General features: G+C 63.7%; 24 protein-coding genes. 18 read left to right on the top strand and 6 right to left on the bottom strand.

Annotated features, from left to right (window positions below):
- Positions 1-32 precede the first annotated feature (32 nt).
- From hflK to K288_RS0102395, 4 genes are all read left to right on the top strand, one after another.
- Positions 33-1175: an FtsH protease activity modulator HflK gene (gene hflK, locus K288_RS0102410; protein ID WP_027578141.1), complete on the top strand. Its 1143-nt coding sequence runs from the start codon at positions 33-35 to the stop codon at positions 1173-1175.
- The gene (gene hflC / locus K288_RS0102405) at positions 1172-2092 is read left to right on the top strand and encodes a protease modulator HflC (protein WP_027578140.1); all 921 of its coding nucleotides are present in this window, start codon (positions 1172-1174) and stop codon (positions 2090-2092) included. The genes hflK and hflC overlap by 4 nt, the downstream gene beginning before the upstream one ends.
- A 74-nt stretch (positions 2093-2166) precedes the next feature.
- Positions 2167-2367: a DUF2065 domain-containing protein gene (locus tag K288_RS0102400; RefSeq protein ID WP_027578139.1), complete on the top strand. Its 201-nt coding sequence runs from the start codon at positions 2167-2169 to the stop codon at positions 2365-2367.
- A gap of 158 nt (positions 2368-2525) precedes the next feature.
- Entirely contained in the window at positions 2526-4031 is a 1506-nt protein-coding gene (locus K288_RS0102395; RefSeq protein WP_027578138.1) for a Do family serine endopeptidase, read from the top strand.
- A 138-nt stretch (positions 4032-4169) separates the two neighbouring features.
- On the opposite strand, the gene serB is transcribed toward K288_RS0102395, so the two are convergent.
- A complete protein-coding gene (gene serB / locus K288_RS0102390; RefSeq protein ID WP_027578137.1) occupies positions 4170-5060 on the bottom strand; it encodes a phosphoserine phosphatase SerB in 891 nt (296 codons plus the stop codon).
- On the opposite strand from serB, the gene miaA reads away from it, so the two are divergent.
- The 8 genes from miaA (at position 5059) to ilvC (ending at position 13377) form a co-directional block, all read left to right on the top strand.
- Entirely contained in the window at positions 5059-5988 is a 930-nt protein-coding gene (gene miaA / locus K288_RS0102385) for a tRNA (adenosine(37)-N6)-dimethylallyltransferase MiaA (RefSeq protein WP_027578136.1), read from the top strand. The two genes, serB and miaA, sit on opposite strands and share 2 nt — an antisense overlap.
- A gap of 404 nt (positions 5989-6392) precedes the next feature.
- Positions 6393-8168: an acetolactate synthase 3 large subunit gene (locus K288_RS0102380; protein WP_027578135.1), complete on the top strand. Its 1776-nt coding sequence runs from the start codon at positions 6393-6395 to the stop codon at positions 8166-8168.
- A gap of 176 nt (positions 8169-8344) precedes the next feature.
- A complete protein-coding gene (locus K288_RS0102375) occupies positions 8345-9325 on the top strand; it encodes a threonine dehydratase (RefSeq protein ID WP_027578134.1) in 981 nt (326 codons plus the stop codon).
- Positions 9326-9350: 25 nt separating this feature from the next.
- Positions 9351-9893: an acetolactate synthase small subunit gene (ilvN, locus tag K288_RS0102370; RefSeq protein WP_027578133.1), complete on the top strand. Its 543-nt coding sequence runs from the start codon at positions 9351-9353 to the stop codon at positions 9891-9893.
- A gap of 3 nt (positions 9894-9896) precedes the next feature.
- The gene (locus K288_RS0102365) at positions 9897-10592 is read left to right on the top strand and encodes a class I SAM-dependent methyltransferase (RefSeq protein WP_027578132.1); all 696 of its coding nucleotides are present in this window, start codon (positions 9897-9899) and stop codon (positions 10590-10592) included.
- A gap of 27 nt (positions 10593-10619) precedes the next feature.
- Entirely contained in the window at positions 10620-11495 is an 876-nt protein-coding gene (locus K288_RS0102360; RefSeq protein WP_027578131.1) for an EamA family transporter, read from the top strand.
- A gap of 8 nt (positions 11496-11503) precedes the next feature.
- A complete protein-coding gene (locus K288_RS0102355) occupies positions 11504-12109 on the top strand; it encodes a LysE family translocator (protein ID WP_027578130.1) in 606 nt (201 codons plus the stop codon).
- Between the two features lie 248 nt (positions 12110-12357).
- The gene (gene ilvC / locus K288_RS0102350; protein ID WP_027578129.1) at positions 12358-13377 is read left to right on the top strand and encodes a ketol-acid reductoisomerase; all 1020 of its coding nucleotides are present in this window, start codon (positions 12358-12360) and stop codon (positions 13375-13377) included.
- 104 nt (positions 13378-13481) lie between these two features.
- Here ilvC and K288_RS0102345 read toward each other — a convergent pair whose 3' ends face one another.
- Positions 13482-14597 (bottom strand): DUF2336 domain-containing protein, encoded by a 1116-nt coding sequence (locus K288_RS0102345; RefSeq protein WP_244443038.1) that lies wholly within the window; start codon positions 14595-14597, stop codon positions 13482-13484.
- 242 nt (positions 14598-14839) lie between these two features.
- Here K288_RS0102345 and K288_RS0102340 point away from each other — a divergent pair, with 242 nt between their 5' ends.
- Positions 14840-15085 carry a hypothetical protein gene (locus tag K288_RS0102340; protein ID WP_027578127.1) on the top strand — a complete coding sequence of 82 codons (246 nt, stop codon included), beginning with the start codon at positions 14840-14842 and terminating at the stop codon, positions 15083-15085.
- Between the two features lie 21 nt (positions 15086-15106).
- Here K288_RS0102340 and K288_RS0102335 read toward each other — a convergent pair whose 3' ends face one another.
- Positions 15107-16060 carry a tripartite tricarboxylate transporter substrate binding protein gene (locus tag K288_RS0102335; protein ID WP_244443037.1) on the bottom strand — a complete coding sequence of 318 codons (954 nt, stop codon included), beginning with the start codon at positions 16058-16060 and terminating at the stop codon, positions 15107-15109.
- A gap of 332 nt (positions 16061-16392) precedes the next feature.
- Here K288_RS0102335 and K288_RS0102330 point away from each other — a divergent pair, with 332 nt between their 5' ends.
- From K288_RS0102330 to K288_RS0102310, 4 genes are all read left to right on the top strand, one after another.
- Positions 16393-16746, top strand: a complete 354-nt coding sequence (locus tag K288_RS0102330; protein WP_027578125.1) for a DUF2200 domain-containing protein — start codon at positions 16393-16395, stop codon at positions 16744-16746.
- 348 nt (positions 16747-17094) lie between these two features.
- Positions 17095-18807 (top strand): sulfatase-like hydrolase/transferase, encoded by a 1713-nt coding sequence (locus K288_RS0102320; protein ID WP_027578124.1) that lies wholly within the window; start codon positions 17095-17097, stop codon positions 18805-18807.
- Between the two features lie 254 nt (positions 18808-19061).
- Positions 19062-19691, top strand: coding sequence for a DUF1326 domain-containing protein (locus K288_RS0102315; protein ID WP_027578123.1), 630 nt, complete (start codon positions 19062-19064; stop codon positions 19689-19691).
- A gap of 49 nt (positions 19692-19740) precedes the next feature.
- Positions 19741-20565 carry a DUF2182 domain-containing protein gene (locus K288_RS0102310; protein WP_027578122.1) on the top strand — a complete coding sequence of 275 codons (825 nt, stop codon included), beginning with the start codon at positions 19741-19743 and terminating at the stop codon, positions 20563-20565.
- A 99-nt stretch (positions 20566-20664) separates the two neighbouring features.
- Here the strand turns inward: K288_RS0102310 and K288_RS49375 are convergent, their stop codons facing one another.
- A complete protein-coding gene (locus K288_RS49375) occupies positions 20665-21624 on the bottom strand; it encodes a helix-turn-helix domain-containing protein (RefSeq protein WP_160168913.1) in 960 nt (319 codons plus the stop codon).
- Between the two features lie 318 nt (positions 21625-21942).
- On the opposite strand from K288_RS49375, the gene K288_RS0102300 reads away from it, so the two are divergent.
- On the top strand, positions 21943-23166 hold the full coding sequence (locus K288_RS0102300) for a cytochrome P450 (RefSeq protein WP_027578120.1): 1224 nt from the start codon (positions 21943-21945) through the stop codon (positions 23164-23166).
- Positions 23167-23442: 276 nt separating this feature from the next.
- Here K288_RS0102300 and K288_RS0102295 read toward each other — a convergent pair whose 3' ends face one another.
- Entirely contained in the window at positions 23443-25002 is a 1560-nt protein-coding gene (locus K288_RS0102295) for an ABC transporter permease/substrate-binding protein (RefSeq protein ID WP_027578119.1), read from the bottom strand.
- Positions 24999-25787, bottom strand: coding sequence for an ABC transporter ATP-binding protein (locus tag K288_RS0102290; protein ID WP_027578118.1), 789 nt, complete (start codon positions 25785-25787; stop codon positions 24999-25001). Before K288_RS0102290 ends, K288_RS0102295 begins: the two co-directional genes overlap by 4 nt.
- Positions 25788-25789 lie beyond the last annotated feature (2 nt).

Raw genomic sequence — 25789 nt, 5'->3', positions numbered from 1 at the left:
ATCCATCCCGGGCTTGCCGAGGAGAAGCGTTAATGCCGTGGAAGAATCAAGGCGGGGGGCCGTGGGGCTCGGGTCCGAAGGGACCATGGGGCAGCGGACCGCAATCGGTCGGGCCGCGCCCGCCGGATCTTGAGGACCTCCTGCGCCGCGGCCAGGACCGGCTGCAGCAGCTCCTGCCCGGCGGCCATTTCGGCGGCATGGGGATCGCGCTGGTCATCGTCGGCGCGCTCGTGATCTGGGGCCTCTCCGGCTTCTTCCGGGTGCAGTCGGAAGAGCTCGGCGTCGTCCTGCGCTTCGGCAAGCATGTACGCACGGTGCAGCCGGGCCTGAACTATCATTTGCCTTATCCGATCGAGACAGTGCTGCTGCCAAAGGCGCTGCGCGTCTCCACCATTTCGATCGGCATGACCCTGATCGACGACCCGGCGCGGCGCGGCCGCACCATGCGCGACGTGCCGGAAGAGAGCCTGATGCTGACCGGCGACGAGAATATCGTCGACGTCGATTTCACCGTGCTGTGGCGGATCAAGCCCGACGGCGTCGGCGACTTCCTGTTCAACATCCAGAATCCCGAAGGCACCGTGAAGGCGGTGGCGGAAAGCGCCATGCGCGAGGTGATCGGCCGGTCGCAGATCCAGCCGATCCTGACCGGCGCGCGCACCACCACCGAGCAGAACGTGCAGGAACTGATGCAGAAGACGCTCGATACCTACGGCGCTGGCGTTCTGATCACCCAGGTGCAGCTGCAAAAGGTCGATCCACCGCAGCAGGTGATCGACGCGTTCCGCGATGTGCAGGCGGCCCGCGCCGACCTGGAGCGGCTGCAGAACGAGGCGCAGACCTATGCCAATCGCGTGATACCGGAGGCGCGCGGCCGCGCCGCCCAGATCGTGCAGGCGGCCGAAGGTTACAAGGAGCAGGCGGTGGCGGAGGCCAAGGGCCAGAGCTCGCGCTTCCTGAAAGTCTATGATGAATACAAGAAGGCGCCCGACGTGACGCGGCAACGCATTTACCTGGAGACCATGGAACGCATCCTCGGCGGCTCGGAAAAGCTGGTCTATGACGGCGGCGGCGCGTCCAGCCAGAGCATCGTGCCATACTTGCCGCTGAGCGAGCTGACGCCGCGGCGTCCGTCCACCACGACCGGCCAGCAGCCGGGTGGAGCCACGCGATGAGGTCTCCCGTCACCGGCATTGCCGCCCTGATCATCCTGCTGGTGCTGATCATCATCGGCTACAGCTCGGTCTTCACCGTGCAGCAGACCGAGCAGGTCCTGGTGGTCCGGCTCGGCGAGCCCGTCCGCGTCGTCACCGACCCCGGCCTCAACTTCAAGGCGCCGTTCATCGATTCCGTGATCTCGATCGACAAGCGCATCCTCGACCTGGAGAACCCGTCGCAGGAAGTGATCGCCTCCGATCAGAAGCGGCTGGTGGTCGATGCCTTCGCCCGCTATCGCATCAAGAACGCGCTGCGTTTCTATCAGAGCATCGGCACGATCCAGGCGGCCAACGTCCAGTTGACGACGCTGCTGAACGCTGCGCTGCGCCGCGTGCTCGGCGAGGTCACCTTCATCAACGTGGTCCGCGACGAGCGTGAAAGGCTGATGCAGCGTATCCGCGAGCAGCTCGACCACGAAGCCGACGGCTACGGCATCCAGGTGGTCGACGTCCGCATCCGCCGCGCCGACCTGCCCGAGCAGAACAGCCAGGCGGTCTACCAGCGGATGCAGACCGAACGCCAGCGCGAGGCGGCCGAATTCCGCGCCCAGGGCGGCCAGAAGGCACAGGAGATCCGCTCCAAGGCGGACCGCGAGGCCACCGTCATCGTCGCCGAGGCCAATTCGAGCGCGGAGCAGGTGCGCGGCGAGGGTGACGCCGAGCGCAACCGGCTGTTCGCCGAGGCCTACGGCAAGGACGCGGATTTCTTCTCGTTCTACCGTTCGATGACGGCCTACGAGAACGGCCTGCGCGCCAACGACACGCGTTTCCTGTTGCGCCCGGACTCCGATTTCTTCAAATATTTCGGCAGCGCGTCCGGCCGTCCGGCGGCCGCCAATCCGTCGGCCACGGCCGCAGCGCCAAAGCAACAGTAACCGCGTCACGCGGGCGAAGCATCGGCTTCGCCCCTTAGCCAAGAAGAAACGTCCGCACGGGAGGTTGCCATCCGATGAGGTCCATAGCGTTCGCCGACTTCCTCATCGGGTTGGGAATTCTGTTCGTGCTGGAAGGCCTGATATTTGCCGCAAGTCCGACCTGGATGCGGCGCGCGATGAAAAGCGCGCTTGCAACCCCGGATAATGTGCTACGCGTGGTCGGGATCGGATCAGCAATCGGCGGCTTGATCCTGATCTGGCTGGTGCGGCGGTAAGCAGAAAATTATTGGCAATCCGGAACTTATCGGTCCAACGCAATCGTGAGCCGCAAGGCGTCGGTTTTTCGCCGAAATGGTTGTCTCAAATGCTTGCGCGGCCACCCCGTTAGGGCGCACTGTGCGCCAAACCTTGCATTTCCTGGAGATAAGCTGACATGACCGGTGCCAGACCAGCCTTGAGCCGTCGCCTGCGCCTGATGGGAGCCGCGATCGCCATCGGCGCTGCCGGTGTGTTTGCTTCAGTGCCTGCGGCCTTCGCGCGAGGGCCCGACGGCATCGCCGATGTCGCCGAAAAGGTAATCGATGCGGTCGTGAATATCTCGACGTCGCAGACGGTGGAGGCCAAGGGCGGCGGCGCCATGCCGCAACTGCCGCCGGGCTCGCCCTTCGAGGAGTTCTTCGACGACTTCTTCAAGAACCGCCGTGGCCCCGGCGGCGGCAAGGGCGGGGACAAGAACGGCGAATTCCAGCCGCGCAAGACCAACTCGCTCGGCTCCGGCTTCATCGTCGACACCGCCGGCATCGTCGTGACCAACAACCACGTGATTGCCGATGCCGACGAGATCAACATCATCATGAACGACGGCACCAAGGTCAAAGCGGAGTTGGTCGGCGTCGACAAGAAGACCGACCTCGCCGTCCTGAAGTTCAAGCCACCGAAGCCGCTGACTGCGGTGAAGTTCGGCGATTCCGACAAGCTCAGGCTCGGCGAATGGGTGATCGCGATCGGCAACCCCTTCAGCCTCGGCGGCTCGGTGACCGCCGGCATCGTGTCGGCGCGCAACCGCGACATCAGCCAGGGTCCCTACGACAGCTACATCCAGACCGATGCCGCCATCAACCGCGGCAATTCGGGCGGACCGCTGTTCAACCTCGATGGCGAAGTGGTCGGCGTCAACACGCTGATCATCTCGCCGACCGGCGGCTCGATCGGCCTCGGCTTTGCCGTGCCGTCGAAGACGGTCGCCGCCGTCGTGGATCAGCTGCAGAAATTTGGTGAACTGCGGCGCGGCTGGCTCGGCGTTCGGATCCAGCAGGTCACTGACGAGATCGCCGACAGCCTCAACATCAAGCCGGCGCGCGGCGCGCTGGTTGCGGGCATTGACGACAAGGGGCCGGCGAAACCCGCAGGCATCGAGCCCGGCGATGTCGTCGTCAAGTTCGACGGCAAGGACGTCAAGGATCCGAAGGATCTTTCGCGCATCGTCGCCGACACCGCGGTCGGCAAGGAAGTCGACGTTGTCGTCATCCGCAAAGGCAACGAGGAGACCAAGCGGGTCACGCTCGGTCGGCTCGAGGACACCGACAAGGTGCAGCAGGCCAACGCCAAGACCAAGGATGAGCCGGCGGAGAAGCCGGTGACGCAGAAGGCGCTCGGGCTCGATCTTGCGGCGCTGAGCAAGGACCTCCGCACCAAGTACAAGATCAAGGACAGCGTGAAGGGCGTGATCATCACCGGCGTCGACGGCACCTCGGACGCCGCCGAAAAGCGCCTGTCCGCCGGCGACGTCATCGTCGAGGTCGCGCAGGAGGCGGTCGCCAGCGCCGCCGACATCAAGAAGCGCGTCGACCAGTTGAAGAAGGACGGCAAGAAGTCGGTTCTTCTGCTCGTCTCCAACGGCGACGGCGAACTGCGCTTCGTGGCGCTCAGCGTGCAGTAGGGCGGCGGAGCGCTTCCACACCACAACTGTCATACCCCGCGAAGGCGGGGTATCCAGTACGCCGAGACTTCTCTGCCCTGCACCGCGTCCGCTGGAATACTGGATCACCCGCCTTCGCGGGTGATGACGACCGAGGCGTTACGCCACGAATTCGTCCCGCCGATAACCTTGCGCGTAGAGCAGCGCGGTGAGGTCGCCGTAGTCGATCCGCGCAGCAGCGGCAGCGGCGACCGCGGGCTTGGCGTGGTAGGCGACGCCGAGGCCGGCGGCCTCGATCATGCCGAGGTCATTGGCGCCGTCGCCGACGACCAGCGTGTCGATGTCATCGAGGTCGAAGGCTTCGCGCAGCTCTATCAGCGTGGCGAGCTTGGTGGCGCGCCCGAGGATCGGCTCCTTCACCTCGCCGACAAGCTTGCCGTCGCGCGCGATCAGCTCATTGGCCCGGTTCTCCTGGAAGCCGATCCTGGCGGCGATGGCGTTGGTGAACAGCGTGAAGCCGCCAGAGATCAGGCAGGTCCAGGCGCCATGCGCGCGCATGGTCATGACCAGTTCGCGACCACCCGGCGTCGGCGTGATGCGCTTCTCCAGCACCTCGTCGACCACACTGACGGGCAGGTCCTTCAATAGCGCGACGCGCTCGCGCAGCGCCGGCTCGAAGGCGATCTCGCCGCGCATCGCACGCTCGGTGATCCCAGAAACATGTTCCTTCAGCCCGGCGAAATCGGCGAGCTCATCGACGCATTCCTGGCCGATCATGGTGGAATCCATGTCGGCGAGAAAAAGCTTCTTGCGCCTGAAGGCGCGAGGCTGCACCACAATATCGATGGGCAGGTCGCCGCGCGCCTCCTGCAGGCGGGCTTCGACCGCTTTGATATCCTCGCTGCCGTCAAAGGGAATGTCGACGGCGACCTCGTCGAACAGCCACTGCGCTGCGCCCGGCGAAGGCAGGACGGCCAGCGCGCCGTCGACGATGGTGGAGTCGAGCGCCGGATTGGCGGGATTGCAGATGAGGGTGGCGACGAGCGACATGGCGGCGACTTCCCAAGCTGGGACAAGAGCGGTGCTTATCGCAGGGCCGACCGCCAGCGGCAAGTCGGCGCTGGCGCTCGACCTTGCGCAAAAAGCTCGCGGCGTGGTGATCAACACCGACTCGATGCAGGTCTATCGCGACCTCCGCGTCATCACGGCGCGGCCGACGGTCGAGGAGGAGGCGCTAGCTCCGCACCGGCTCTACGGCCATGTCGATGCAAGCGTGAATTTCTCCGCCGGCGCCTGGGTTGCGGATGCCGCGAAGGTGCTTTCCGAGGTACGGGCCGAGAACCGGCTGCCGATCTTCATTGGCGGCTCGGGCCTGTATTTCAAGGCGCTCACCCGCGGGCTGTCGGCAGTGCCGCCGATCGCTGCCGAGGTGCGCGAGGGCGTGCGCGCGCGGCTCGAGCGTGACGGGGTGGAGGCACTGCATGCGGAACTTTCCCGGCGCGACCCCGCCTATGCCGAGCGCCTGAAGCCGCGCGACCGCACTCGCATTGCCCGCGCGCTCGAAGTCGTCGAGGCGACCGGCCGCTCGCTGACCGAATGGCATCGCAACGGCCTGCCGCCGCTATTGCCATCAGGCGAATTCTTCGCCCTGTTCCTCGCGCCCGAGCGCGACAAGCTTTATGCGCGCATCGATGCCCGGTTCGAGGCGATGCTGAACGCGGGCGCGCTGGAGGAGGTTGTAAAGCTTGCGGCGCGCCATCTCGATCCCTTGTTGCCGGCGATGAAGGCCCACGGGGTGCCGGCCTTGATCCGGCACCTCAACGGCGAGATCAGCCGCGAGGAAGCGTCCGAAATCGGCCGCGCCGACACCCGCCATTACGCCAAGCGCCAGTTCACCTGGTTCCGCCACCAGTTGCCCGAATTCGAATGGGTGACGCCGGAGGCGGCGAGGGGATGGCTGGAGGCATATCGCCGGTAGTCCCGTAGCCCGGATGGAGCGCAGCGCAATCCGGGACGCCGAGTTCGCGGCTCCCAGCCCCGGATTTCGCTTGCGCTCCATCCGGGCTACGGCGCCTCTGCCATGCGTGCAAAAACACTCGTCGAATGTCGGGAACGCCGTTAGAGTATGAAAAATCGGCCTGAACGCGTCCCTGCCTTGACAATCGGGCATTGGCCGTTATGGTCGCGCAACCTTTGGGAAGCCTGAGCCGCTCTATGCGTAACATTATTACCAAACTCATCGTCGTCGTACCCAGGCACACCGCCGGGGATGGCTAGCGGCCATCTGACAGACAGGCGGTGTGCATGGGGCCTCTCGGGCCCTTTTTTATTTCCCAAATCAAAGACTTGAAGCCGCGCAAAACAGCGCATCCGGAGCCAGCCATGAAAGACAAGAGCCACGATCCGAACCAGATGACGGGAGCCGCGATGATCGTTCGCGCGCTGATCGATCACGGCGTGCAGCACCTTTTCGGCTATCCGGGCGGCGCGGTGCTGCCGATCTATGACGAGATTTTCCAGCAGAGCGAGGTCGAGCACATCCTGGTGCGGCACGAGCAGGGCGCCGGCCACGCGGCCGAAGGCTATGCGCGCTCGACCGGCAAGCCCGGCGTCGTGCTGGTGACCTCCGGCCCCGGCGCCACCAACATGGTGACGGCGCTCACCGACGCGCTGATGGATTCGATTCCCCTGGTCTGCATCACCGGCCAGGTGCCGACGCATCTCATCGGCAACGACGCGTTCCAGGAATGCGACACGGTCGGCATCACGCGCCCCTGCACCAAGCACAACTGGCTGGTGCGCAACGTCAACGACCTCGCCAAAGTCCTGCATGAGGCATTCTACGTCGCGACCTCCGGCCGCCCAGGCCCGGTCGTGGTCGACGTGCCCAAAGACGTGCAGTTCGCAGTCGGCACCTATCATCCGCCGCGCAAGTCCGACGTGCACATCTCCTACTCGCCGCGCGTCAAGGGCGAGGCGGCCCAGATCCGCAAAGCCGTGGCGCTGCTCGCGTCCGCGAAGCGACCGGTGATCTATAGCGGCGGCGGCGTCATCAATTCCGGCCCCGAGGCGTCAAGACTTTTGCGCGAATTCGCCGAGGTCACCGGCTTCCCGATCACCTCGACCTTGATGGGCCTTGGCGCCTATCCGGCCTCGGGCAAGAACTGGCTCGGCATGCTCGGCATGCACGGCACCTACGAGGCCAACATGACCATGCATGATTGCGACGTCATGCTGTGCGTCGGCGCGCGCTTCGACGACCGCATCACCGGCCGCATCGATGCGTTCTCGCCGGGCTCGAAGAAGATCCACATCGATATCGACCCGTCCTCGATCAACAAGAACATCCGCGTCGACGTGCCGATCATCGGCGATGCCGGCAACGTGCTCGGCGATCTCCTGCAGGTGTTCAAGGCGGAGGCGAAGCGGCCGGACATCAAGGCGTGGTGGCAGCAGATCGCGCAATGGCGTGCGCGCAACTCGCTGTCCTACCGCAAGAACAACGACATCATCCTGCCGCAGTATGCGATCCAGCGCCTGTTCGAGCTGACGCGCGGCAAGGACACCTACATCACGACCGAAGTCGGCCAGCATCAGATGTGGGCGGCGCAGTTCTACGGCTTCGAGGAGCCGCACCGCTGGATGACCTCGGGCGGCCTCGGCACCATGGGCTATGGCCTGCCCGCCGCAGTCGGCGTGCAGGTGGCCCATCCCGATAGCCTCGTCATCGACATCGCCGGCGACGCCTCGGTGCAGATGACGATCCAGGAGATGTCGACGGCGGTTCAATACGAGTTGCCGATCAAGATCTTCATCCTGAACAACCAGTACATGGGCATGGTGCGGCAGTGGCAGCAGCTCCTGCACGGCAACCGCCTGTCGCATTCCTATACCGAGGCGCTGCCGGATTTCGTCAAGCTCGCCGAAGCCTATGGCGGCGTCGGCCTGCAGGTGATCAAGCCCGCCGACCTCGACGGCGCGATCAAGGAGATGATCGCGATCAAGCGCCCGGTGCTGTTCGACTGCCGCGTCGCCGCGCTGGAAAACTGCTTCCCGATGATCCCCTCCGGCAAGGCGCACAACGAGATGCTGCTCCCGGAAGAGGCAACCGACGAGGCAACCGCGACCGCCTTCGCCGGCGGCAAGGCGCTGGTGTGATGATGATGCTTTCACCGCGAGCGCACTTCCTTCACCTCGCCCCGCTTGCGGGGAGAGGTCGGCGCGTCGCGCCGGGTGAGGGGGACTCTCCGAGAGTCCAACTCTCACCGTCTTCCCTCACCCCAACCCTCTCCCCGCGAAGGGCGGGGAGAGGGGGTTACTTGTGAGATGGATTGATGTTCGATCTTGGACAGCTCGAGCGCGCGCAGGCGATTGTCGGCACCGCGGTGCCGCCGACACCGGCACATGCCTGGCCGCTGCTCGCCGAGCGGCTGGGTGCGGATGTTTTGGTCAAGCATGAGAACCACACGCCGACCGGCGCCTTCAAGGTGCGCGGCGGGCTCGTCTATCTCGATCGCCTGAAGCGCGAGCAGCCTGATACGCCCGGGATCATCTCGGCGACGCGCGGCAATCACGGCCAGAGCCTCGCCTTCGCCGCGCGCCGTCATGGGTTGCCGGCGACGATCTATGTGCCGCATGGCAACTCGGTGGAGAAGAACCGCGCCATGCGCGCGTTCGGCGCCGAGCTGGTCGAGCATGGCCAGGATTTTCAGGCGGCGCGCGAGGAGGCGGTGCGGCGCGCCGAAAGTGCTGGCCTGCACATGGTGCCGTCGTTCCATCCCGATCTGGTGCTGGGCGTTGCGACCTATGCGTTCGAGCTGTTCAAGGCCGCACCCGATCTCGACTTGCTCTATGTGCCGATCGGGCAGGGCTCCGGCATCTGCGGCTGCATCCGCGTCCGCGATCTCCTCGGCCTGAAGACCGAGATCGTCGGCGTGCAGTCGACCGAGGCGCCGTCCTATGCCCTGTCATTCGCGGCCGGCGCCGTCGTCACCACTGAGACCGCCAATACCCACGCCGATGGCATGGCGACCCGCATTCCCGACGCCGATGCGCTCGCGATGATTCGCAAGGGCGCCTCCCGCATCGTGCAGGTGACCGACGACGAGGTCGGCTCCGCCATCCGCACCTACTGGACCGATACGCACAACCTCGCCGAAGGCGCCGGCGCCGCCGCGCTCGCGGCCGCGCTGCAGGAGCGGGACAGGCTGCAAGGCAAGCGCGTCGGCCTGGTCTTGAGCGGCGGCAATATCGATTTTGACCTGTTCCGCCAGTGGGTCGGGACGGACGCCATCGCCGAACGCGCGATGGCGTGACAGAGCAATTCTTGAGGGGACGACCATGAACCAGCCCGCATCCGCTTACTTCCTCGAAGAGCGTCATGACCCGAACGAGACCCACACGCTCTCGGTGCTCGTGCAGAACGAGCCGGGCGTGCTTGCGCGCGTGATCGGGTTGTTCTCCGGCCGCGGTTACAACATCGAAAGCCTCACCGTCTCGGAGACCGAGAGCCAGAAACATCTCTCGCGCATCACCATCGTGACCACGGGCACGCCGATGGTGATCGAGCAGATCAAGCATCAGCTCGACCGCATGATCCCGGTCTACCGCGTCGTCGACATGACGCTGACGGGACGCTCGATCGAGCGGGAGCTGGCGATGGTGAAGGTGCGCGGCACTGGCGACCATCGTGTCGAAGCGCTGCGGCTGGCGGACGCGTTCAGGGCACGGGTAATTGATGCCACTACCGAGAGTTTTGTGTTCGAGATCACAGGCAATACCGCCAAGATCAATCAGTTCATCGACCTGATGCGCCCGCTCGGCCTGGTCGAGGTGTCACGTACGGGCGTTGCCGCGATCGGACGCGGGCCGGAAGGGATGTGAACCATGTTGGCACGCGACTGGTATTACACGCAAAGACGCCGGGTCGGCATCGACACCGCGGTCGCCTCGATCTATGGCCGCCATGACGACGCCGACCTTCGCGCCCGCCAGACGCTCAAGATGCTTGGCGTCGAGCCGGGCTGGCGCGTCGCCGATATCGGTTGCGGCAACGGCGTGCTCGCCTGCGAAGCGGCGCTGATGGGTGCCGACGTCGATGCGATCGACATCTCGCCGGCGATGCTGACGCTTGCCAACATCTATGCACGTGACCGCAGGGCGCGCATCCGCACCCAGCCGGCGGGGCTTCTGAGCTTCGCCTATCAGCCGAATTCCTATGACCTGATCGTCAGCGAATTCACGCTGCATCATTTGCCGGATTTCTGGAAAGCGGTGGCGATGTCGCGGATCTTCAACGCGCTGAAGCCGGGCTGCGAGTTCTATCTGCGCGACATCGTGTTCGTCAGCATGCCCGACGGCGTCGAGCGCGACGTCGAGGGCTGGGCTGATTTTTCCATCAAGAACCACGATTTCGAGCGCGACGGCGTGGTGACGCATATGCGCGACGAATATTCGACCTTCGGTTGGGTCATGGAACGCATGCTGACCGAGGCCGGCTTCACTTTGGTCTCCGCCGACTACCACGCGCCGCTGCACGGCACTTACCTCCTGCGCAAGCCGAAGCCGGAACAGAAGAGCTAGAATCAACGAGCTGGAAAAGACGAGCCAATGAAACCGGCCGACGTCTGCATCGCCGTCATGGTCGCGGTGATCTGGGGGCTTGCCTTTGTCGCGAGCCGGCTCGCGCTTGACGAATTGCCGCCGGAATTGATGACGGCGCTGCGCTTTGGGATCGCGGCGCTGCCGTGCCTGTTCCTGCGCAAGCCGAAAGTGTCCTGGCCGCTTCTGATCGCGATCAGCCTGAACCTGTTCCTCGGCCAGTTGCTGGCGCAATCGATCGCCATTGCGCATGGCATGCCGGTCGGGCTCACCAGCGTGATCGTGCAGAGCCAGGCCCTGTTCACCATCGCGTTCGCCGCCATCATTTTCAGTGAATGGCCGAGCCGGATGCAGCTAGTCGGCATCGGCATTGCCGCGATCGGCCTCTTGATGATCTCCGGCACCGTCGGCCATGATTTCAGTGCCGGCGCATTCGCGATCCTGATGATCTCGCCGATCTGTTTCGCGGTCGGCAATCTCCTGCTGCGGCCCGCGCAGGGTGCGCGCATGTACGATCTGTTCGCATGGCTGTGCCTCTGCGCCGCTGTTCCCCTGTTCGCGCTGTCGCTGGTCACCCTCGGCCCGAAGCCGACCTGGCAGGCGCTGTCGCAGATGTCGATGACCGGCATCGTCTGCATGCTGTTCATCGGCGGCGTCTCGACCAGCATCGCCTATTGGTTGTGGGGCCGGCTGCTGCGCGACTATCCGGCGGCGCAGGTGGTGCCGTTCGCGCTCCTGGTGCCGTTCGTCGGCTCCGCCGCCTCCAGCATCGCGTTCGGCGAGAGGTTCGGGCCGCTGCGGCTTGCGGGCATGGCCGCGGTGGTCGGCGGCATCGCCATCATGCTGTTTTCGAAGCGTCCGCAACCCCGAGCGAAGATCGCATGAGTGGTGCCATGTCCCAGTCGGTTCTGATCGCCTTCGTGATGTTCGCCGTGGTGATGTTCTTCACGCCGGGGCCGAACAACATCATGCTGCTGTCCTCCGGGCTGACTTACGGCTTCCGCCGCACGGTGCCGCATATGGCGGGCATCACGGTCGGATTTGCGTTCATGGTCGGCGCCGTCGGCCTTGGCCTCGGCACCGTCTTCATCGCCTATCCCGTGTTGCAGACCATCCTCAAATATATCGGCGTCGCCTACCTGGTCTATCTTGCCGCCGCGATCGCGATGGCCGAGCCATCCTCGCCGGAATCCGGCGACGGAAGCGGCCGCCCGATGACGTTCTGGGGCGCGGCCATGTTCCAATGGGTCAACGCCAAGGGCTGGGTGATGGTGATCGGCACCATCACCGCCTATGCGGCGATTGCCGCATTCCCCTGGAATATCGCGATCCAGGTCGGCTTGAGCCTGATCCTCGGGACCTTGTCCTGCATCGCCTGGGCACTGTTCGGCACCGCGCTGCGGCCGGTCCTGACTTCGCGTCTGGCGGTGCGTGCTTTCAATATCGTGATGGCGATCCTGTTGCTCGCCTCACTCTACCCGGTCTTCATGGACGCATGATGCCGCACCGCGCCATGCGAGAACGGGGTTTCCCCTGACGGGGAAAAGCTTTAGGGCATGATCCGGAAAAGTGGAAACCGGTTTTCCGAAAAGATCATGCCCAACAAAGAGCTAGAACGAAATGACGCTTCAAAGAAGCGCCATTTCGTTCTAGACAACGCCGGAAATTCGCGGGCGCCCGGCGGTCTTGATCCACCTGAAAGCCCGATCCATCGGCCGATGTCCGGCCCCCTCAAGAGGAAACTACGATGCGAGTTTATTACGATCGCGATGCCGACCTGAACCTGATCAAGGGCAAGAAGGTCGCCATCGTCGGCTATGGCAGCCAGGGCCACGCCCATGCGCTCAACCTGAAGGATTCCGGCGTCAAGGAAGTGTCGATCGCGCTGCGCCCGGGCTCGGCCTCGGCCAAGAAGGCGGAGGCCGCCGGCTTCAAGGTGCTGAGCGTGGCTGATGCCGCGAAATGGGCCGACCTCGTGATGATGCTCACCCCTGACGAATTGCAGGGCGACATCTATCGCGAGCACCTGCACGACAACATGAAGAAGGGCGCAGCGCTGGTGTTCGCACACGGCCTCAACGTCCACTTCAACCTGCTCGACCCGCGTCCCGATCTCGACGTCCTGATGATCGCCCCGAAGGGCCCCGGCCACACCGTGCGCTCCGAATATCAGCGTGGCGGCGGCGTGCCCTGCCTGATCGCGATCGCCAAGGATGTCTCCGGCAATGCGCATGATCTCGGCCTGAGCTACGCATCCGCGATCGGCGGCGGCCGTGCCGGCATCATCGAGACCACCTTCAAGGAAGAATGCGAGACCGACCTGTTCGGCGAGCAGGTGGTGCTCTGCGGCGGCCTGGTCGAGTTGATCAAGGGCGGCTATGAGACGCTGGTCGAAGCCGGCTATGCGCCGGAGATGGCCTATTTCGAGTGCCTGCACGAAGTGAAGCTGATCGTCGACCTGATCTATGAAGGCGGCATCGCCAACATGAACTACTCGATCTCCAACACTGCCGAATATGGCGAATACGTCACCGGCCCGCGCATCGTGACCGCGGAGACCAAGGCCGAGATGAAGCGCGTCCTCGCCGACATCCAGGGCGGCAAGTTCGCCCGCGACTGGATGCTGGAGAACAAGGTCAACCAGACCTCGTTCAAGGCCACCCGCGCCAAGCTCGCCCAGCACCCGATCGAGGAAGTCGGCGCCAAGCTGCGCGACATGATGCCCTGGATCAAGAAGGGCGCCCTCGTCGACAAGACGAAGAACTAAGAAGAAGTAAGGTGGGCAAAGGCGCTTTTGCGCCGTGCCCACCTTCCGTACTCCGCTCGTGTTGGTGGGCACGCTGCGCTTGCGCACCCTACGGACGACGGGAGTCAATTCGCTGCCGGTCGCCCCTCCGCCGGCTTCTCGATACGATTGTGGAGCTGCCAGAAGCGCACAGTGCGCTGGGCGGTCTCGATCGACAGGCGGCGGAAATCCCGCTGCGCCTGCTCCATGGTTTGCGCGGAGATCGGTTGCGCCGCTGGCCGGTTGCGCAGGATCGTCTCCACCGTCGGCCAGTTCAGCCGGGCAGCGCGGCAGGGAATCAGGATCAGGTCGGAGCGGTGCCCCTCCATCACCCGCGCGATCATCTCGGGCGCGACGTCATTGAGCAGGGCGATCGCAACGATCACCTCGTCGAACTTGCCCGCTTCGGCGAACTTGAACACTGCCGCATCGTCCAGCTCGTTCAGCTCCTTCATCAGCTTGACCAGTTGTTCGGCAATGCCAAAGCTGCGTCGTGCCGCAGGCTCCTCGCGCGCGATCTCGTCGAGCACCTGCTGGATCTCCTCCTGCAGCGCCGGCGGCGCAACCGAGAGCAGGCGGGCGCGCACGGCGTCCTTGGCGCGGTGCAGCAGCTCGCGCAGGAACTTGATCGGAAGATCGATGCGTAGCCCCAGGATCTCGACCAGTTCGTCGTCGCTTTCCGCGCGCGCGACGATGCCGGAATAGCCGGCCTCCGAAAAGCGCGCGCCGGCATTGTTGGCGAGCCGGCGGATCGCCCGCACCTCGCCGCGGTCGACGATCACGTCGGTGACCTCCTCGGGCAGGCTGGCGCGGCCGGAGATCGCAAGCAGGTGATCCTGTCCCTTGGTGCTGGCAACCTCGACCAGGGTTTCCGTGGAGACGCGGCTCGAATGCGCCAGCACTTCGCCGGCGACCTCGATCTTGTCGTCCTTTGCCAGGCGCTGGATCACCTCGAACGGCGCGTAGTCCAGCGGCGCGAGGCGCTTGCTGAGCTCGGCTTTGGCCCGGTTCTCGACGCGCGTGATCAGCAGGCACAGGACGTCGTCGAACACATTGACCTGTTCGTCGCTCAAGCGTTCGCCGTCGTTCAGGAAGAGGTCTGTCACCCGCCGAAGGGTCTTGATCCGCTTCGCCGACGAGCCGTCTCTCACGGCTTCCTCGAGTTCGGCGATGATCGAGTGAGCCGGCTGTTGCACCATCATTGGCATTGTTCTTGTTGCAGGTTTCTCGGATTGGTCCGGAAAATGGCAAGCGCGGTCTTACGCCCGCGTTAAGTTGGAACCCGAACCCGGGCCGCGCTCATCGAAAAGGTTAGCGAGACGTAACCCATTCAACTCAAGATCGTCGGATCACCCCCGCCAAAAGCGGTGACGACGCACCTGAGCTGCCCAAAACGCGCCGCAGGCCTGTTGCACACCACACAATCGACCTTTCGGGAGTAGCGATGGCGACGATCGGAAAAAGCAATGCGGACCTCACCCAGCTCGCGAATGAGGCGCTGCGCAGCCAGCCCGGATGCGAGACGGCGCAAGTCGTCGCCGTCTCGGCCCGGCCGCACGCCAATGCGGGCCGCAACTGGGAAATCCCGAACGTCGTCCTCGGCGACAGCCTGATCAGCGACGTCGACCGCGCCGTCATCACCGTGCATCACCAGCTCGGCCGCAAATTTCATCTGGTCGGGCAGGAGTGAACTTGGCCAGTTTCACGCAGGCTAATCCAGTTTAACTCCGGCCTCGTTCACGACCTTGCGCCAGCGCACGACTTCTGCGGAGACCATGGTCGCGAACGCAGAGCCGGTGACGTCGGGTACGTCGGAACCGTTGCGCTCCCAGGCCTCCTTGATTGAGGCCGTCTGCATGGCTTTCTGCAGCTCCTTGACCATCTGCTTGACGATCTCCGGCGGCGTGTTCTTCGGCGCGAACAGGCCGTACCAGGTCGACACTTCATAATTGGCCAGGCCTGCTTCTTTGGCCGTCGGAAGATCGGGGAACGCCGCCACCCGCTTTGGCGCGGCCACCGCAAGAGCCCGCAACTGCCCGGCCCTGATCGGCGCGGCCGACGAGCCGAGTCCATCGAACACGACCGGCACGTGGCCGGCGATGAGATCCTGCATTGCGGGCCCGGCCCCGCGATAGGGGACGTGCTGGATGTTTGTCTTGGTCAGGATCTTGAACAGCTCGCCCGCGAGGTGATGCGTGGTGCCAGCGCCGGCCGAGCCGTAATTCAACTTACCCGGGTTGGCACGCGCGTAGGTGATGAACTCGGCAAGTGTCTTGGCTGCGACCTTGTCGGGATTGACGACCACCACCTGCGGCGGCCGCGCGATCAAGGCCACCGCGACAAAATCCTTCTCGATGTCGTAGTCGAGATTAGGATAGAGCGATGGCGCAATGGCGTGATGCGCCGCGCCCATGAAGAAAGTGTAGCCGTCCGGCGCGGCCTTGGCGGCCGCCGAAGCGCCCACCGTGCCGCCTGCGCCCGCGCGGTTTTCGATCAGCACGCGCTTGCCCAACTGGGTGTCAAGTTGGGCTGCGAGCGGGCGGGCAAAGGCGTCGGTGCCGCCCCCGGCCGCGAATGGCACGATGAAGGTGATCGGCTTCTGGGGCCACGCGTCGGCCCGGGCCTGGCCGGCCAGGACAGACAGGCCTGCCAGCAGCGCAAACAAGACGTAACCGATTGATTTCAGCCTCAAGTCAACCTCCTCCCGATGGTGGGTCACGTCCTCTCGTCGGCGGCGCCTTTTTCTTCTTGGCTCTATTCCGGCTGGATCAGCCGGAGTGGAGGCGGCAGCAAGCCGTTTTCGTGTATGCAAGATTCACGCATGATCCAGCAGATGGATCATCCGGACAAGGTCGACAGCCGGGACGTATGGTCGCTCCCCGGTGCGGCTACTTGCGCAGGAGCGGATTGCCTCGAAGGTATACGATATCCTGTTCTCGGGCACCGTCAGCTTGTCTCAAACCTTATGTGCTTGATTGCGGAAAAGCTGGAGTATTCATGGCAAAGCATCGAATCTACACAACGAGCTTCGCGAAGGTCTATCCACTTTACGTTGCGAAAGCAGAGAAAAAGGGACGCACAAAAGCAGAGGTCGATCAGGTTATCTCTTGGCTGACGGGCTATGGTCAGAAGGCGCTGGACGCTGAGCTGGAAAAACAGACTGACTTTGAAACCTTCTTTGCAAAGGCCCCCAAGATCAATCCTTCGCGGGCCCTGATCAAAGGCGTGGTTTGCGGTGTCCGAGTGGAGGATATCGAAGAACCGACCATGCGAGAAATCCGCTACTTGGACAAACTGATCGACGAGCTGGCGCAGGGAAAAGCGATGGATAAAATTCTGCGAAAGAAATGATACCGAGCGACCAGCTGGAGCATATTCCGTTCTGATCCCATCGGACGCCAATATGCTCCAGGCTATCCGGCTTCGACGGCGCGCCGCGCTAAGGTTTCGCAGGCGACGATGCCGACCGTACCGCGGAAGCGATCATCGTCCTCTTCATCGACGGGATTGCGAAGCGCTGAGCGGCACGGCGTCCTCGATTTGCCGCGCGTGACGCCAGCGGCCGCAAATTCATTGCGCATTCATGACAGTTGCATTACGGTTTTATGACGCGACGCGGGGTCCGGCTGCGTCGTCCGCCTCCTGGTCACCTCCAGCCAAGGCGAACTACCGCGCCGGGGAACGTTGCGTCGGTCACCCATGGCGCCCGCGCCGAATCAAGGTTCTTCGATTGCTGCTGCGATCGCGGGCGGTCTGGCCGCGATCGGCATCTGGCGCCTGCTCGCGGTCACCGCGCCGCAGATGGCGGCGCTCGCGATCATGGTGCAGACCGAGACCGATTTCGGCGCGCGCCTCTGCTTTCTCTTGTCGTGGGGCACGCTGAACTTCTTCTTCATCGCGCTGCTGCGGCGGCCGGCGCTATCGGGTGCGCTGTCGCTGACGCTGGTGGTGACCTTGGTGCTGCTCTCGCGGTTCAAGCACGAGGTCGTGCAGATGACCGCGAACTTCGTCGACCTGATGGTGGTCGACCACGACACCGCGTCCTTCCTGCTGACGATCTTCCCGAACCTGCGCTGGTCGCTGCTCGGCGCGGGTCTCGTCACGCTGCCCTTGATGTACGCGCTGTGGTGGCTCGATCCGTTCCGTGTCCGCCGCCTGCCGGCGCTGGCCTGCATGCTGGCGTGCCTCGCCGCACTGGCCGGTTACGCCGTCATCTGGCCGGACGAGGATTGGCGCAGCTATTACGATGACGGTTATCTCTCGAAATTCGCCCGCTCCTCCGTCACGGCGGTTTCTGATTTCATCAACTATGGCCTCATGGAGTCGGATGCGGTCGCGAGCGAGCGCCTCAAAGTCCCGCTGGTCGATGCCTGCCATCCGACCGGCCGCAGGCCGAACATCATCCTGATCCACGATGAATCGAGCTTCGATATCCGCGCGGCCGAAGGCATCAAGGTGCCGCCGGGCTACGGCGCGCAGTTCAAGTCCTATGATGGCGTCGAGCGAAAATTCCTGGCCGAGAGCAATGGCGGACCGAGCTGGTTCACCGAATACAACGTGCTCGCCGGGCTCTCCTCGCGCTCCTTCGGCCGTTTCGCCTATTTTGTCACCCGCATCGCCTCCGGCCGCGTCGAGCGCGGGCTGCCGCTTGCGCTTCGCCGCTGCGGCTACAACACGCTTTCACTCTATCCGGCGTTCGGCGCCTTCATGAGCGCGCGCAGCTTCCAGGCCACGACCGGCATCCAGAGCTTCTACGACGCGCGCGATCTCGGCGCCAAGGACATCGAGCCCGACCGCTTCTTCTATGACAAGGCGCTGCGGCTGATGACGGAGCAGCCGCCCGGCGCGCCGCTGTTCACCTTCGTCTATCTCGCTGCTAACCATTTTCCATGGCAGACGCGCTTGCGCCCGGACCTGACGCCGTCGTGGCGCCCGCTCGGCAACGCGCCCGTCATCGACGAATATGTACGCCGGCAGGCGATGAGCGCCGGCGACTACGCCGCCTTCGTCGCGGGATTGAAGAAGAAGTTTCCAGCACGGCCATTCCTGATCGTGCGCTACGGCGATCACCAGCCGGAATTCGCGCCGCATCTTCTAGACCCCAGCCTGGATGCGGCCGGCATCGGCAAGAAGCTCGAGAAGTACGATCCGCGCTATTTCGCGACCTATTACGCAATCGACGCCATCAATTTCGAGCCGGTGAAGTCGCCGGCCGTGATGGACACGATCGATGCGGCCTATCTGCCCCTGGTGATCCAGGAAGCCGCCGGCATTCCGCTCGATCCCTCGTTCGAGGAGCAGAAGCAAATCATGCTCCGCTGCAACGGCCTGTTCTACGCTTGCAAGGACGGCGCCGAAGCGCGCCGCTTCAATCGCCTCCTGATCGACGCCGGCATGATCAAGGGGTTGTAGGGGCGGAGCCGCGTAGGATGGGTAGAGCGAAGCGAAATCCATCATTCGGGCGGCTTGGCGCGAAGCTGATGGGTTTCGCTTCGCTCTACCCATCCTACAATCCTCACTTCAGCGCCTCCGCGCTATATATCGGAGCAGGTCAAGGGTCCCCGCAGTGGAATCGGCTTGCGGTTCTTCCCCGCGGAGCGTAATTTTCAACTACACGTAGATCATTCGGAAGCAATTTGTCGGGTTCGGCCTAGCGGGAGAGAGCGATGGCGGACGTCCAATGGCACCTTTCCGGTGACTATTTCGAGAATTGCAGTTGCAGCATCGTGTGTCCGTGCCTTGTGTCAGCGGCAGCACCGTTGACCTCGCGACCGACCGAGGGCTTTTGCAACGTACCGCTGATCTTCCACGTCGAGAGTGGCCGCTATGGCGACATCGCGCTCGATGGACTCAATGTTCTGATTGTCCTTCACGCACCTGGGGTCATGGCAGACGGAGATTGGTCGGTGGCCGCCTATATCGATCAGCGCGCCGATGATGAGCAGACCGAGGCCCTGGCTGCGATCTTCACCGGCGTCGCCGGTGGTCCGATGGCTGCGTTCACACCGCTGATCAGCAAGAACCTGGGCGTGAAGAAGGTCCCGATCACATTCCGGATCGACGGCAAGACGCGGTCCGCAGAAATCCCGGGCATTCTGCACATGTCGGTCGATCCGTTGCCGACCATGCATCCGAGCGGGGAAATGTGGGCGAACATCGGCCATCCGGTCAGCCCCGACGGGATGGTGCTGGCGGTTGGCGCCTCCGGCAACACGTTCAGCGATCATGGCATGCGCTGGGACAATTCCGGCAAGAACGGCCTTTATGCGCCGATCAACTGGTCGAACCAGGCGTGATGCAGTTCCTGATCCGGCCCTGCGACAAGGTCGGCAACGTCAATCGCAAATGACCGGCAGCACCCTGGAAGCCGTGCTGCGGCGCGATCGCTGGATCGTCGGCGGCGCGATCGGGATCATTGCGGCGCTGGCATGGGGCTATGTGCTCTGGCTCGCCAACGACATGGACATGGGCGGCATGGACATGACCGGATTCCGGATGATCCCGGCCGGAATCGGAATCATGCTGCCGGCCAACGAGCCATGGCGAGCGATCGAGTTCGCGTATGTGTTCCTGATGTGGGCGGTAATGATGGTCGGGATGATGGCGCCCTCGGCAGCGCCGATGATCCTCATGTACGCCCGCGTGGGTCGACAGGGGAAAGCGCAGGGCAAGCCGTTCGCTGCGACCGGCTGGTTTGCGGCCGGCTATCTCCTCGCCTGGAGCGGCTTTTCGCTGGCGGCAACCTTCCTCCAATGGATGGTCGAGCGGGCAGCCCTGCTGGATTCCCGGATGGTGATCGACAGCAACCTGATCGGCGCCGTCGTGCTGATCGCGGCGGGAGTCTATCAATGGACACCGCTCAAGGACGTTTGTCTCGCCCAATGCCAGTCGCCGTTTCTGTTCCTGATGCGCCACGGCGGCTTTCGCAACGACCCGCGAGGCTGCCTGCTGCTGGGGCTTCGGCACGGAGGCTATTGCGTCGGCTGCTGCTGGGTCTTGATGGCGCTTTTGTTCGTAGGCGGCGTGATGAACGTGCTTTGGATCGCGCTCCTGGCGCTGCTCGTCCTTTTGGAGAAAGTGACGCCGGTCGGACGATGGATCGCGCGTGCTGCCGGCATTGCATGTGTAGCCGCGGGCGTTTGGCTGGCCTTCATGATCAAGGGACCGTGAGCCGCGTAGGGTGGACGCCCGCTCTCGGGTGTAAAGCGGGACCGAGTCATTGTTGGCGAGCAGCGCAACGAGTCGACTTTGCCCAAAGTCGGCGCGGACTCATGCGTTGTCATTACCGGTATTGCCTGTGCCGACAGCACCCGGCGCGGTGCCGAAACGCTGGCGGAATCCGCGCGCGAAATGCGTGTAGTCGCGAAAGCCGCAGGCGTAGGCAATATCGCTGAGAGGCTGACCTGTCTTCATTGACGCGCGGCGTTCGATCAAATGCGCCGCATGATCCAGACGGAGCGAAGATATGTAGTGACTGCATGTCGACCCGCGGACAGTGAACAGCTTCTGCAAATAGCGCAGCGAAATTCCTGTCTCGGCAGCCACCTCCCTCGGCGAGATGTCCGGATCGGCAAAGCGCTCCTTGATGATGTCGCGCACGCGCGCGAACAGCTTGTCGTTGTGGCGTGAGCTAGGCGAGGCGGGAGGTGCAAACAGTGCGCCGAGGAGATCATAGACCACCAGGCGCATGAATTTATCAGCCGACGCGAGCGCCGGTTCCGCATCGCTGACCGGGTCAAGAGCGAGTTGACAGAGCAGACGGGCCGCTTGCGCCTGCCGGCGGCCGCACATGCCACCTTGCGGCTCGAAGCCGAGATACGACGCCAGGTTCTGGCGCGGCAATTGCAAACTAAGCCATTGCGCGCGCCGGTGCTGGGGCGCCGGGACGAATGTCACAGGTCTTGTGGAATCGAGCAGGACGACATCGCCAGCGGCGACATTTACGACCCGGTCGTTGTGAATGATTGTCGATTCGCCCGTATCCTGAACTGTGACGTAATAGTACTCCATGTCATCACGGCGAATATCGAGTTCCGTCCGCTCAACGCGGGTGGCGTTGCAGGTGAGATCCGTTGCAACGAATCCGAAGACGCGCCGCGTGCGTACCTTGCCGGCGAAGATGTTGGGTTCGTGAGCGGGGCTAAACCACCCCCAATCGTCACTCAGTGCAGCTCGGAAGCCGTCATAGTCCAATTCTGGAGCGCTGAGAAAATCGTCGTTCGGATGCACCATCGACTCCACGGGCCAGCGATCTTGCAAGCCTAATCGTTTGGTTCGCAGCAGCCTGTTCCAAAGCCACGAGCAGGTCAGCCTAGCGCGGACCCGGACAGGTCCTTCTCACCTCTGCGTCATGCCAAATCACGCCTCCGAGATTGCGCCAGCGCCGCCGTCGTAAGGCGCGAGACTGTGCGCGATAGTACGGACGATTGGGCGCGATCGCCTCACGATACCCGAGGTCCAGTTGCCTAGGATCGGCATGCCATCGATGCGGAGGCTTCGCTCGTTCCAAGCCGATCGAAACTAAACCCTAGCGAAAGGACGAGACCCATGAGTAAGGATGAGACTGCTGTGCCAACGGGAATGGCCCTGACCCACTTTGATCCCGTCTTTCGTCAGCGGCCGGACGAATATCTTGACATGCTGAGGTCGCAGGAGCCGGTGCACCAGGATCGGATGTTCGATCGGGTGGTGCTGACCCGTGCAGCCGATGTCGAAGCCGTTATGAACAATCGCCACCTGGCCTCTGATCCACGGAAATCCCGCCCGGGTTCGTTCTCCCGGGTACGACTGAAAGTGGATGAGACATTTCGGCCGCTCATACTGCATATGGACGACCCGGACCATAAGCGCCTCCGTAACCTGGTCGTCAAAGCATTCAACCAGGTGGCGGTCGATGCCATGCGCCCGCGTATCACTGAGGTCGCATGCGGCTTGTTGGACGATATCGACGATCCATCCTGCTTCGATATCATGGACGCTTATGCTCGACCGTTGCCGACGATAGCCATCGCGCTGATGTTGGGCGTCGATACTGCTCGCTGCCACGACTTCAAGCAGTGGTCTGAGGGCAAAATACAGATGTTCAACCCGCGACGAACGCCAGAGCAGGAGGCCGTCCTGGCATCCTGTGACGCCGCTCTCGCCGGCTATTTCACCGAGGTGATCCAAAAACGTCGTAAGGAACGCCGGGCCGATCTGATCAGCAGCCTGATCGACGCCGAAGAGGACGGCGAGCAACTCGACGAAGCGGAGATCATTGACGTTTGCAATGCTTTGCTCATTGCGGGCAACGTGACGACGACCGATCTTATCGGTAACGCCGTGCTGGCGCTGCTACAGCATCCCAGTGAACTCAGCAAACTGCTTGCTGAGCCGAACCTGGTCCGTAACGCCGTCGAGGAAGTGTTACGCTATGACTCGCCGGTGATGCAGGGCGGTCGGATCGCAACCGAGGCGATGCAGATCGGCGGGTGCCCAGTCGCCGCGGGGCAGACGATCACAGCCATGCTCTATGCAGCGAATCATGACCCGGAGGCGCATCCCGATCCAAAGCAGTTTGACATCGAACGGCCAGACAAGCGTCACAACTCGTTTGGCGGGGGCGCTCATTTCTGTCTCGGCGCGCCATTGGCCCGGGCCGAGGCACAGATCGCTCTTTCGATGCTTTTCGAGCGGTTCCCGAAGCTGCGCCTGAGAACCGACCGCCCCTTGGAGCGCCGGACGATGCTGAACTTCAATGGACTGGAAGCGCTTTGGGTGCGTGCCGACTAAAGCGCGATGAGATGAGGATGAATCATCATCGCGCTTTAGGTTGTTGTTTGAGCATGATCTTTTCGGAAAACCGCTTCACACTTTTCCGGATCATGCTCTAGCACCACGGACGAGCTGACCGATTTGGATCGGGCCAATCCAGCAACGATTCTCCGTCATTGCGAGCGAAGCGAAGCAATCCATTGCGCCACAAGCGGAGGACGGATTGCTTCGTCACGGAGCCTGTCATCGGGCCCGCCTAAGGCGGGATCCGTTGGCTCCTCAACGACAGAGCCGTCACTTCTTCCCGATCTTCTCCCACAGCCAGCGCGCGACGGCATCAGGCGATGAGGAGCCATCATTGCCGGCCGCGCGCAGGTTTGCTTCCCGCATCGCGGCGATGTCGATGCGTCCGAGCAGCGGCTGCAATGCCGCGTGTAGCTTTGCATCATCCTTGCGCTTGGGCGCCAGCAGCATCACCGCGTCATAGGGCGGGATCGCGTGCTTGGGATCGCCGAGCACCGCGAGATCATATTTCGCGATCAGCCCATCGCTGGTGTAGCCGGCGATCACGTCGACTTCTCCTGAAGCGACCGCGGCATACATGAAATCTGGCTGCATCTGCCGCTGCGTGCGGAACGACAGGCCGTAGGTCTGTTTGATACCGGCCCATTCCGGTCGCGAGAAGAATTCGTAATCACCGGCGATCGACATCGAGGGTGCGAGCGCGGCGAGATCGGCGATGGTGTGGATGCCGAGCGCTTCCGCGCGCTGCTTCGGCATGATGAGCGCATAGGCGTTCGCAAAGCCGAGCTCGCCGAGCATCGTGATGTCCTGCTTCGCCAGGATCGACTTCAAGTCGGCCAGAAGTTCTTCGCGCGGCCTGACGTCGGTGTGATGGAACTGGTTGGCCCACAGCGTGCCGGAATAGTCGACATAGACGTCGATGTCGCCGGCCTTGAGCGCATCGAAGATCACGCTGGAGCCGAGGCCGGCGCGCGTGGTCGCGGAAAGCCCGTCCGCATTCAGCCGCTGCGCGATCAGGGCTGCCAGCACATATTGCTCGGTGAAGGTTTTGGCGCCGACGACATAGTTCGACGCCGAGCGCGCCATCGTCGGCACCAGCGTCGCTGCGACCAGCGCCGCGATGCCGACGGCGCCGAGCGCGGCGCGAAGCCGGCTGCGGTGGCGCAGGCCGTTCTCGATCAGCGCCAGGAGCTGGTCGACCGCGAGCGCAAGTGCAGCGGCGGCGAGGCAGCCGAACACGACGAACACCCAGTTCTGGGTCTGCAGCCCCGCAAAGATGTAATTGCCGAGGCTGGTCTGCCCGATCGGCGTCGAGAGCGTCGCGGTGCCGATCACCCAGACTGCCGCGGTGCGGATGCCCGCCATCATCACCGGCAGCGCCAGCGGCAACTCGACCATGAACAGCGATTGCCGCTCTGTCATGCCGACGCCCTGCGCCGCCTCCGTCAGCGCCGGGTCGACGCCGGACAGGCCGGTGATCGTGTTGCGCAGCACCGGCAGCATCGAATAGAGCGCGAGCGCCAGCACCGCCGGCAAAAATCCGAACGCGGAGAAGTCGAAGCCGAACCAGGACGCCGTCAGCGCCGCCAGCACCAATAGCAGCGGATAGAACAGCGCCAGCAGCGCGAGCCCCGGCACGGTCTGCACGATGCTGGCAAAGCCGAGCAGCACGCCGCGGAGCACCGGCCGGTTGCGTGCGATGATCGCCAGCGGCAGGCTGACGATGAGCCCGAGCGCAAGCGCAGCGAGGCTCACGCGGACGTGGTTGCCGAGATAATCGGGCAGATGCGCGAGCGCCTCGCTCCAGCGCTGATCGGAAAACAGGCTCATGCGGCGCCGTCCCCTGGCAGCAATTTGCCGAGCCGTTCCGCCTGCCGCCGCGGCGTGTGCAGGAGTTTTTCGACGTAAGGGTCGGTGCTCTCGGAAAGCTCCGCCGGCGTTCCCTGTGCGAGCAGCCTGCCTTCGTGCATGACGGCGATTCGGTCGGCGAGCAGCAGCGCTTCCGTCATGTCATGGGTGATCATGACCGTGGTCAATTTGAGTCTGCGATGCAGCTCGCGGAAATCATCGCCGAGCGCGTCGCGGGTGAGGGGATCGAGCGCGCCGAACGGCTCGTCCATCAGCACGATGCGGGGCCGTGCGGCGAGCGCCCGCGCGACGCCGACGCGCTGGCGCTGGCCGCCGGAGAGCTCATTCGGCAACCGGTCCCGATATTGCGCGCCGTCGAGCTGCACCAGTTCGAGCAGTTCGTCGACGCGCGCTGCGATCTCCGCCGCTGGCCAGCCGAGCAGCTTCGGCGTGATGCCGATATTGGCGCCGACGGCAAGATGCGGAAACAGCCCGCCGCTCTGGAACACATAGCCGATGCGCCGCCGCAAGCGGATTGGATCGACATTGCGCACGTCCTCGCCTTCGACCATGACGCTGCCGCTGTCGGCCTCGATCAGCCGGTTGGCTAGCCGCAGCAGGGTGCTTTTGCCCGAGCCGGAGCCGCCGACGATCGCGAGGAACTCGCCCTCGGCGACATCAAGCGAGACGTCGTCGACCGCGACCACGTCGCCGTTGGAGAAGGTCTTGCCGACGTTGGTGTAGGCAATGAGTGGTCCGTTGGACAATG

The organism is Bradyrhizobium sp. Ai1a-2 (genome assembly GCF_000426245.1).
Taxonomy (GTDB): Bacteria; Pseudomonadota; Alphaproteobacteria; order Rhizobiales; family Xanthobacteraceae; genus Bradyrhizobium.
The sequence above is the reverse complement of the archived record's forward strand: the minus strand, read 5'-3'. Positions and strand labels throughout refer to the sequence as shown.

Coding starts and splice junctions, on each gene's coding strand:
- ilvC (WP_027578129.1), top strand. CDS start 12,358: ATGCGAGTTTATTACGATCGCGATGCCGACCTGAACCTGATCAAGGGC.
- hflC (WP_027578140.1), top strand. CDS start 1,172: ATGAGGTCTCCCGTCACCGGCATTGCCGCCCTGATCATCCTGCTGGTG.
- K288_RS0102360 (WP_027578131.1), top strand. CDS start 10,620: ATGAAACCGGCCGACGTCTGCATCGCCGTCATGGTCGCGGTGATCTGG.
- K288_RS0102330 (WP_027578125.1), top strand. CDS start 16,393: ATGGCAAAGCATCGAATCTACACAACGAGCTTCGCGAAGGTCTATCCA.
- K288_RS0102395 (WP_027578138.1), top strand. CDS start 2,526: ATGACCGGTGCCAGACCAGCCTTGAGCCGTCGCCTGCGCCTGATGGGA.
- serB (WP_027578137.1), bottom strand. CDS start 5,060: ATGTCGCTCGTCGCCACCCTCATCTGCAATCCCGCCAATCCGGCGCTC.
- K288_RS0102375 (WP_027578134.1), top strand. CDS start 8,345: ATGTTCGATCTTGGACAGCTCGAGCGCGCGCAGGCGATTGTCGGCACC.
- K288_RS0102315 (WP_027578123.1), top strand. CDS start 19,062: ATGGCGGACGTCCAATGGCACCTTTCCGGTGACTATTTCGAGAATTGC.
- K288_RS0102400 (WP_027578139.1), top strand. CDS start 2,167: ATGAGGTCCATAGCGTTCGCCGACTTCCTCATCGGGTTGGGAATTCTG.
- K288_RS0102355 (WP_027578130.1), top strand. CDS start 11,504: ATGTCCCAGTCGGTTCTGATCGCCTTCGTGATGTTCGCCGTGGTGATG.
- ilvN (WP_027578133.1), top strand. CDS start 9,351: ATGAACCAGCCCGCATCCGCTTACTTCCTCGAAGAGCGTCATGACCCG.
- K288_RS0102300 (WP_027578120.1), top strand. CDS start 21,943: ATGAGTAAGGATGAGACTGCTGTGCCAACGGGAATGGCCCTGACCCAC.
- K288_RS0102310 (WP_027578122.1), top strand. CDS start 19,741: ATGACCGGCAGCACCCTGGAAGCCGTGCTGCGGCGCGATCGCTGGATC.
- K288_RS0102320 (WP_027578124.1), top strand. CDS start 17,095: ATGGCGCCCGCGCCGAATCAAGGTTCTTCGATTGCTGCTGCGATCGCG.
- K288_RS0102365 (WP_027578132.1), top strand. CDS start 9,897: ATGTTGGCACGCGACTGGTATTACACGCAAAGACGCCGGGTCGGCATC.
- K288_RS0102340 (WP_027578127.1), top strand. CDS start 14,840: ATGGCGACGATCGGAAAAAGCAATGCGGACCTCACCCAGCTCGCGAAT.
- hflK (WP_027578141.1), top strand. CDS start 33: ATGCCGTGGAAGAATCAAGGCGGGGGGCCGTGGGGCTCGGGTCCGAAG.
- K288_RS0102345 (WP_244443038.1), bottom strand. CDS start 14,597: ATGATGGTGCAACAGCCGGCTCACTCGATCATCGCCGAACTCGAGGAA.
- K288_RS0102295 (WP_027578119.1), bottom strand. CDS start 25,002: ATGAGCCTGTTTTCCGATCAGCGCTGGAGCGAGGCGCTCGCGCATCTG.
- miaA (WP_027578136.1), top strand. CDS start 5,059: ATGGCGGCGACTTCCCAAGCTGGGACAAGAGCGGTGCTTATCGCAGGG.
- K288_RS0102380 (WP_027578135.1), top strand. CDS start 6,393: ATGAAAGACAAGAGCCACGATCCGAACCAGATGACGGGAGCCGCGATG.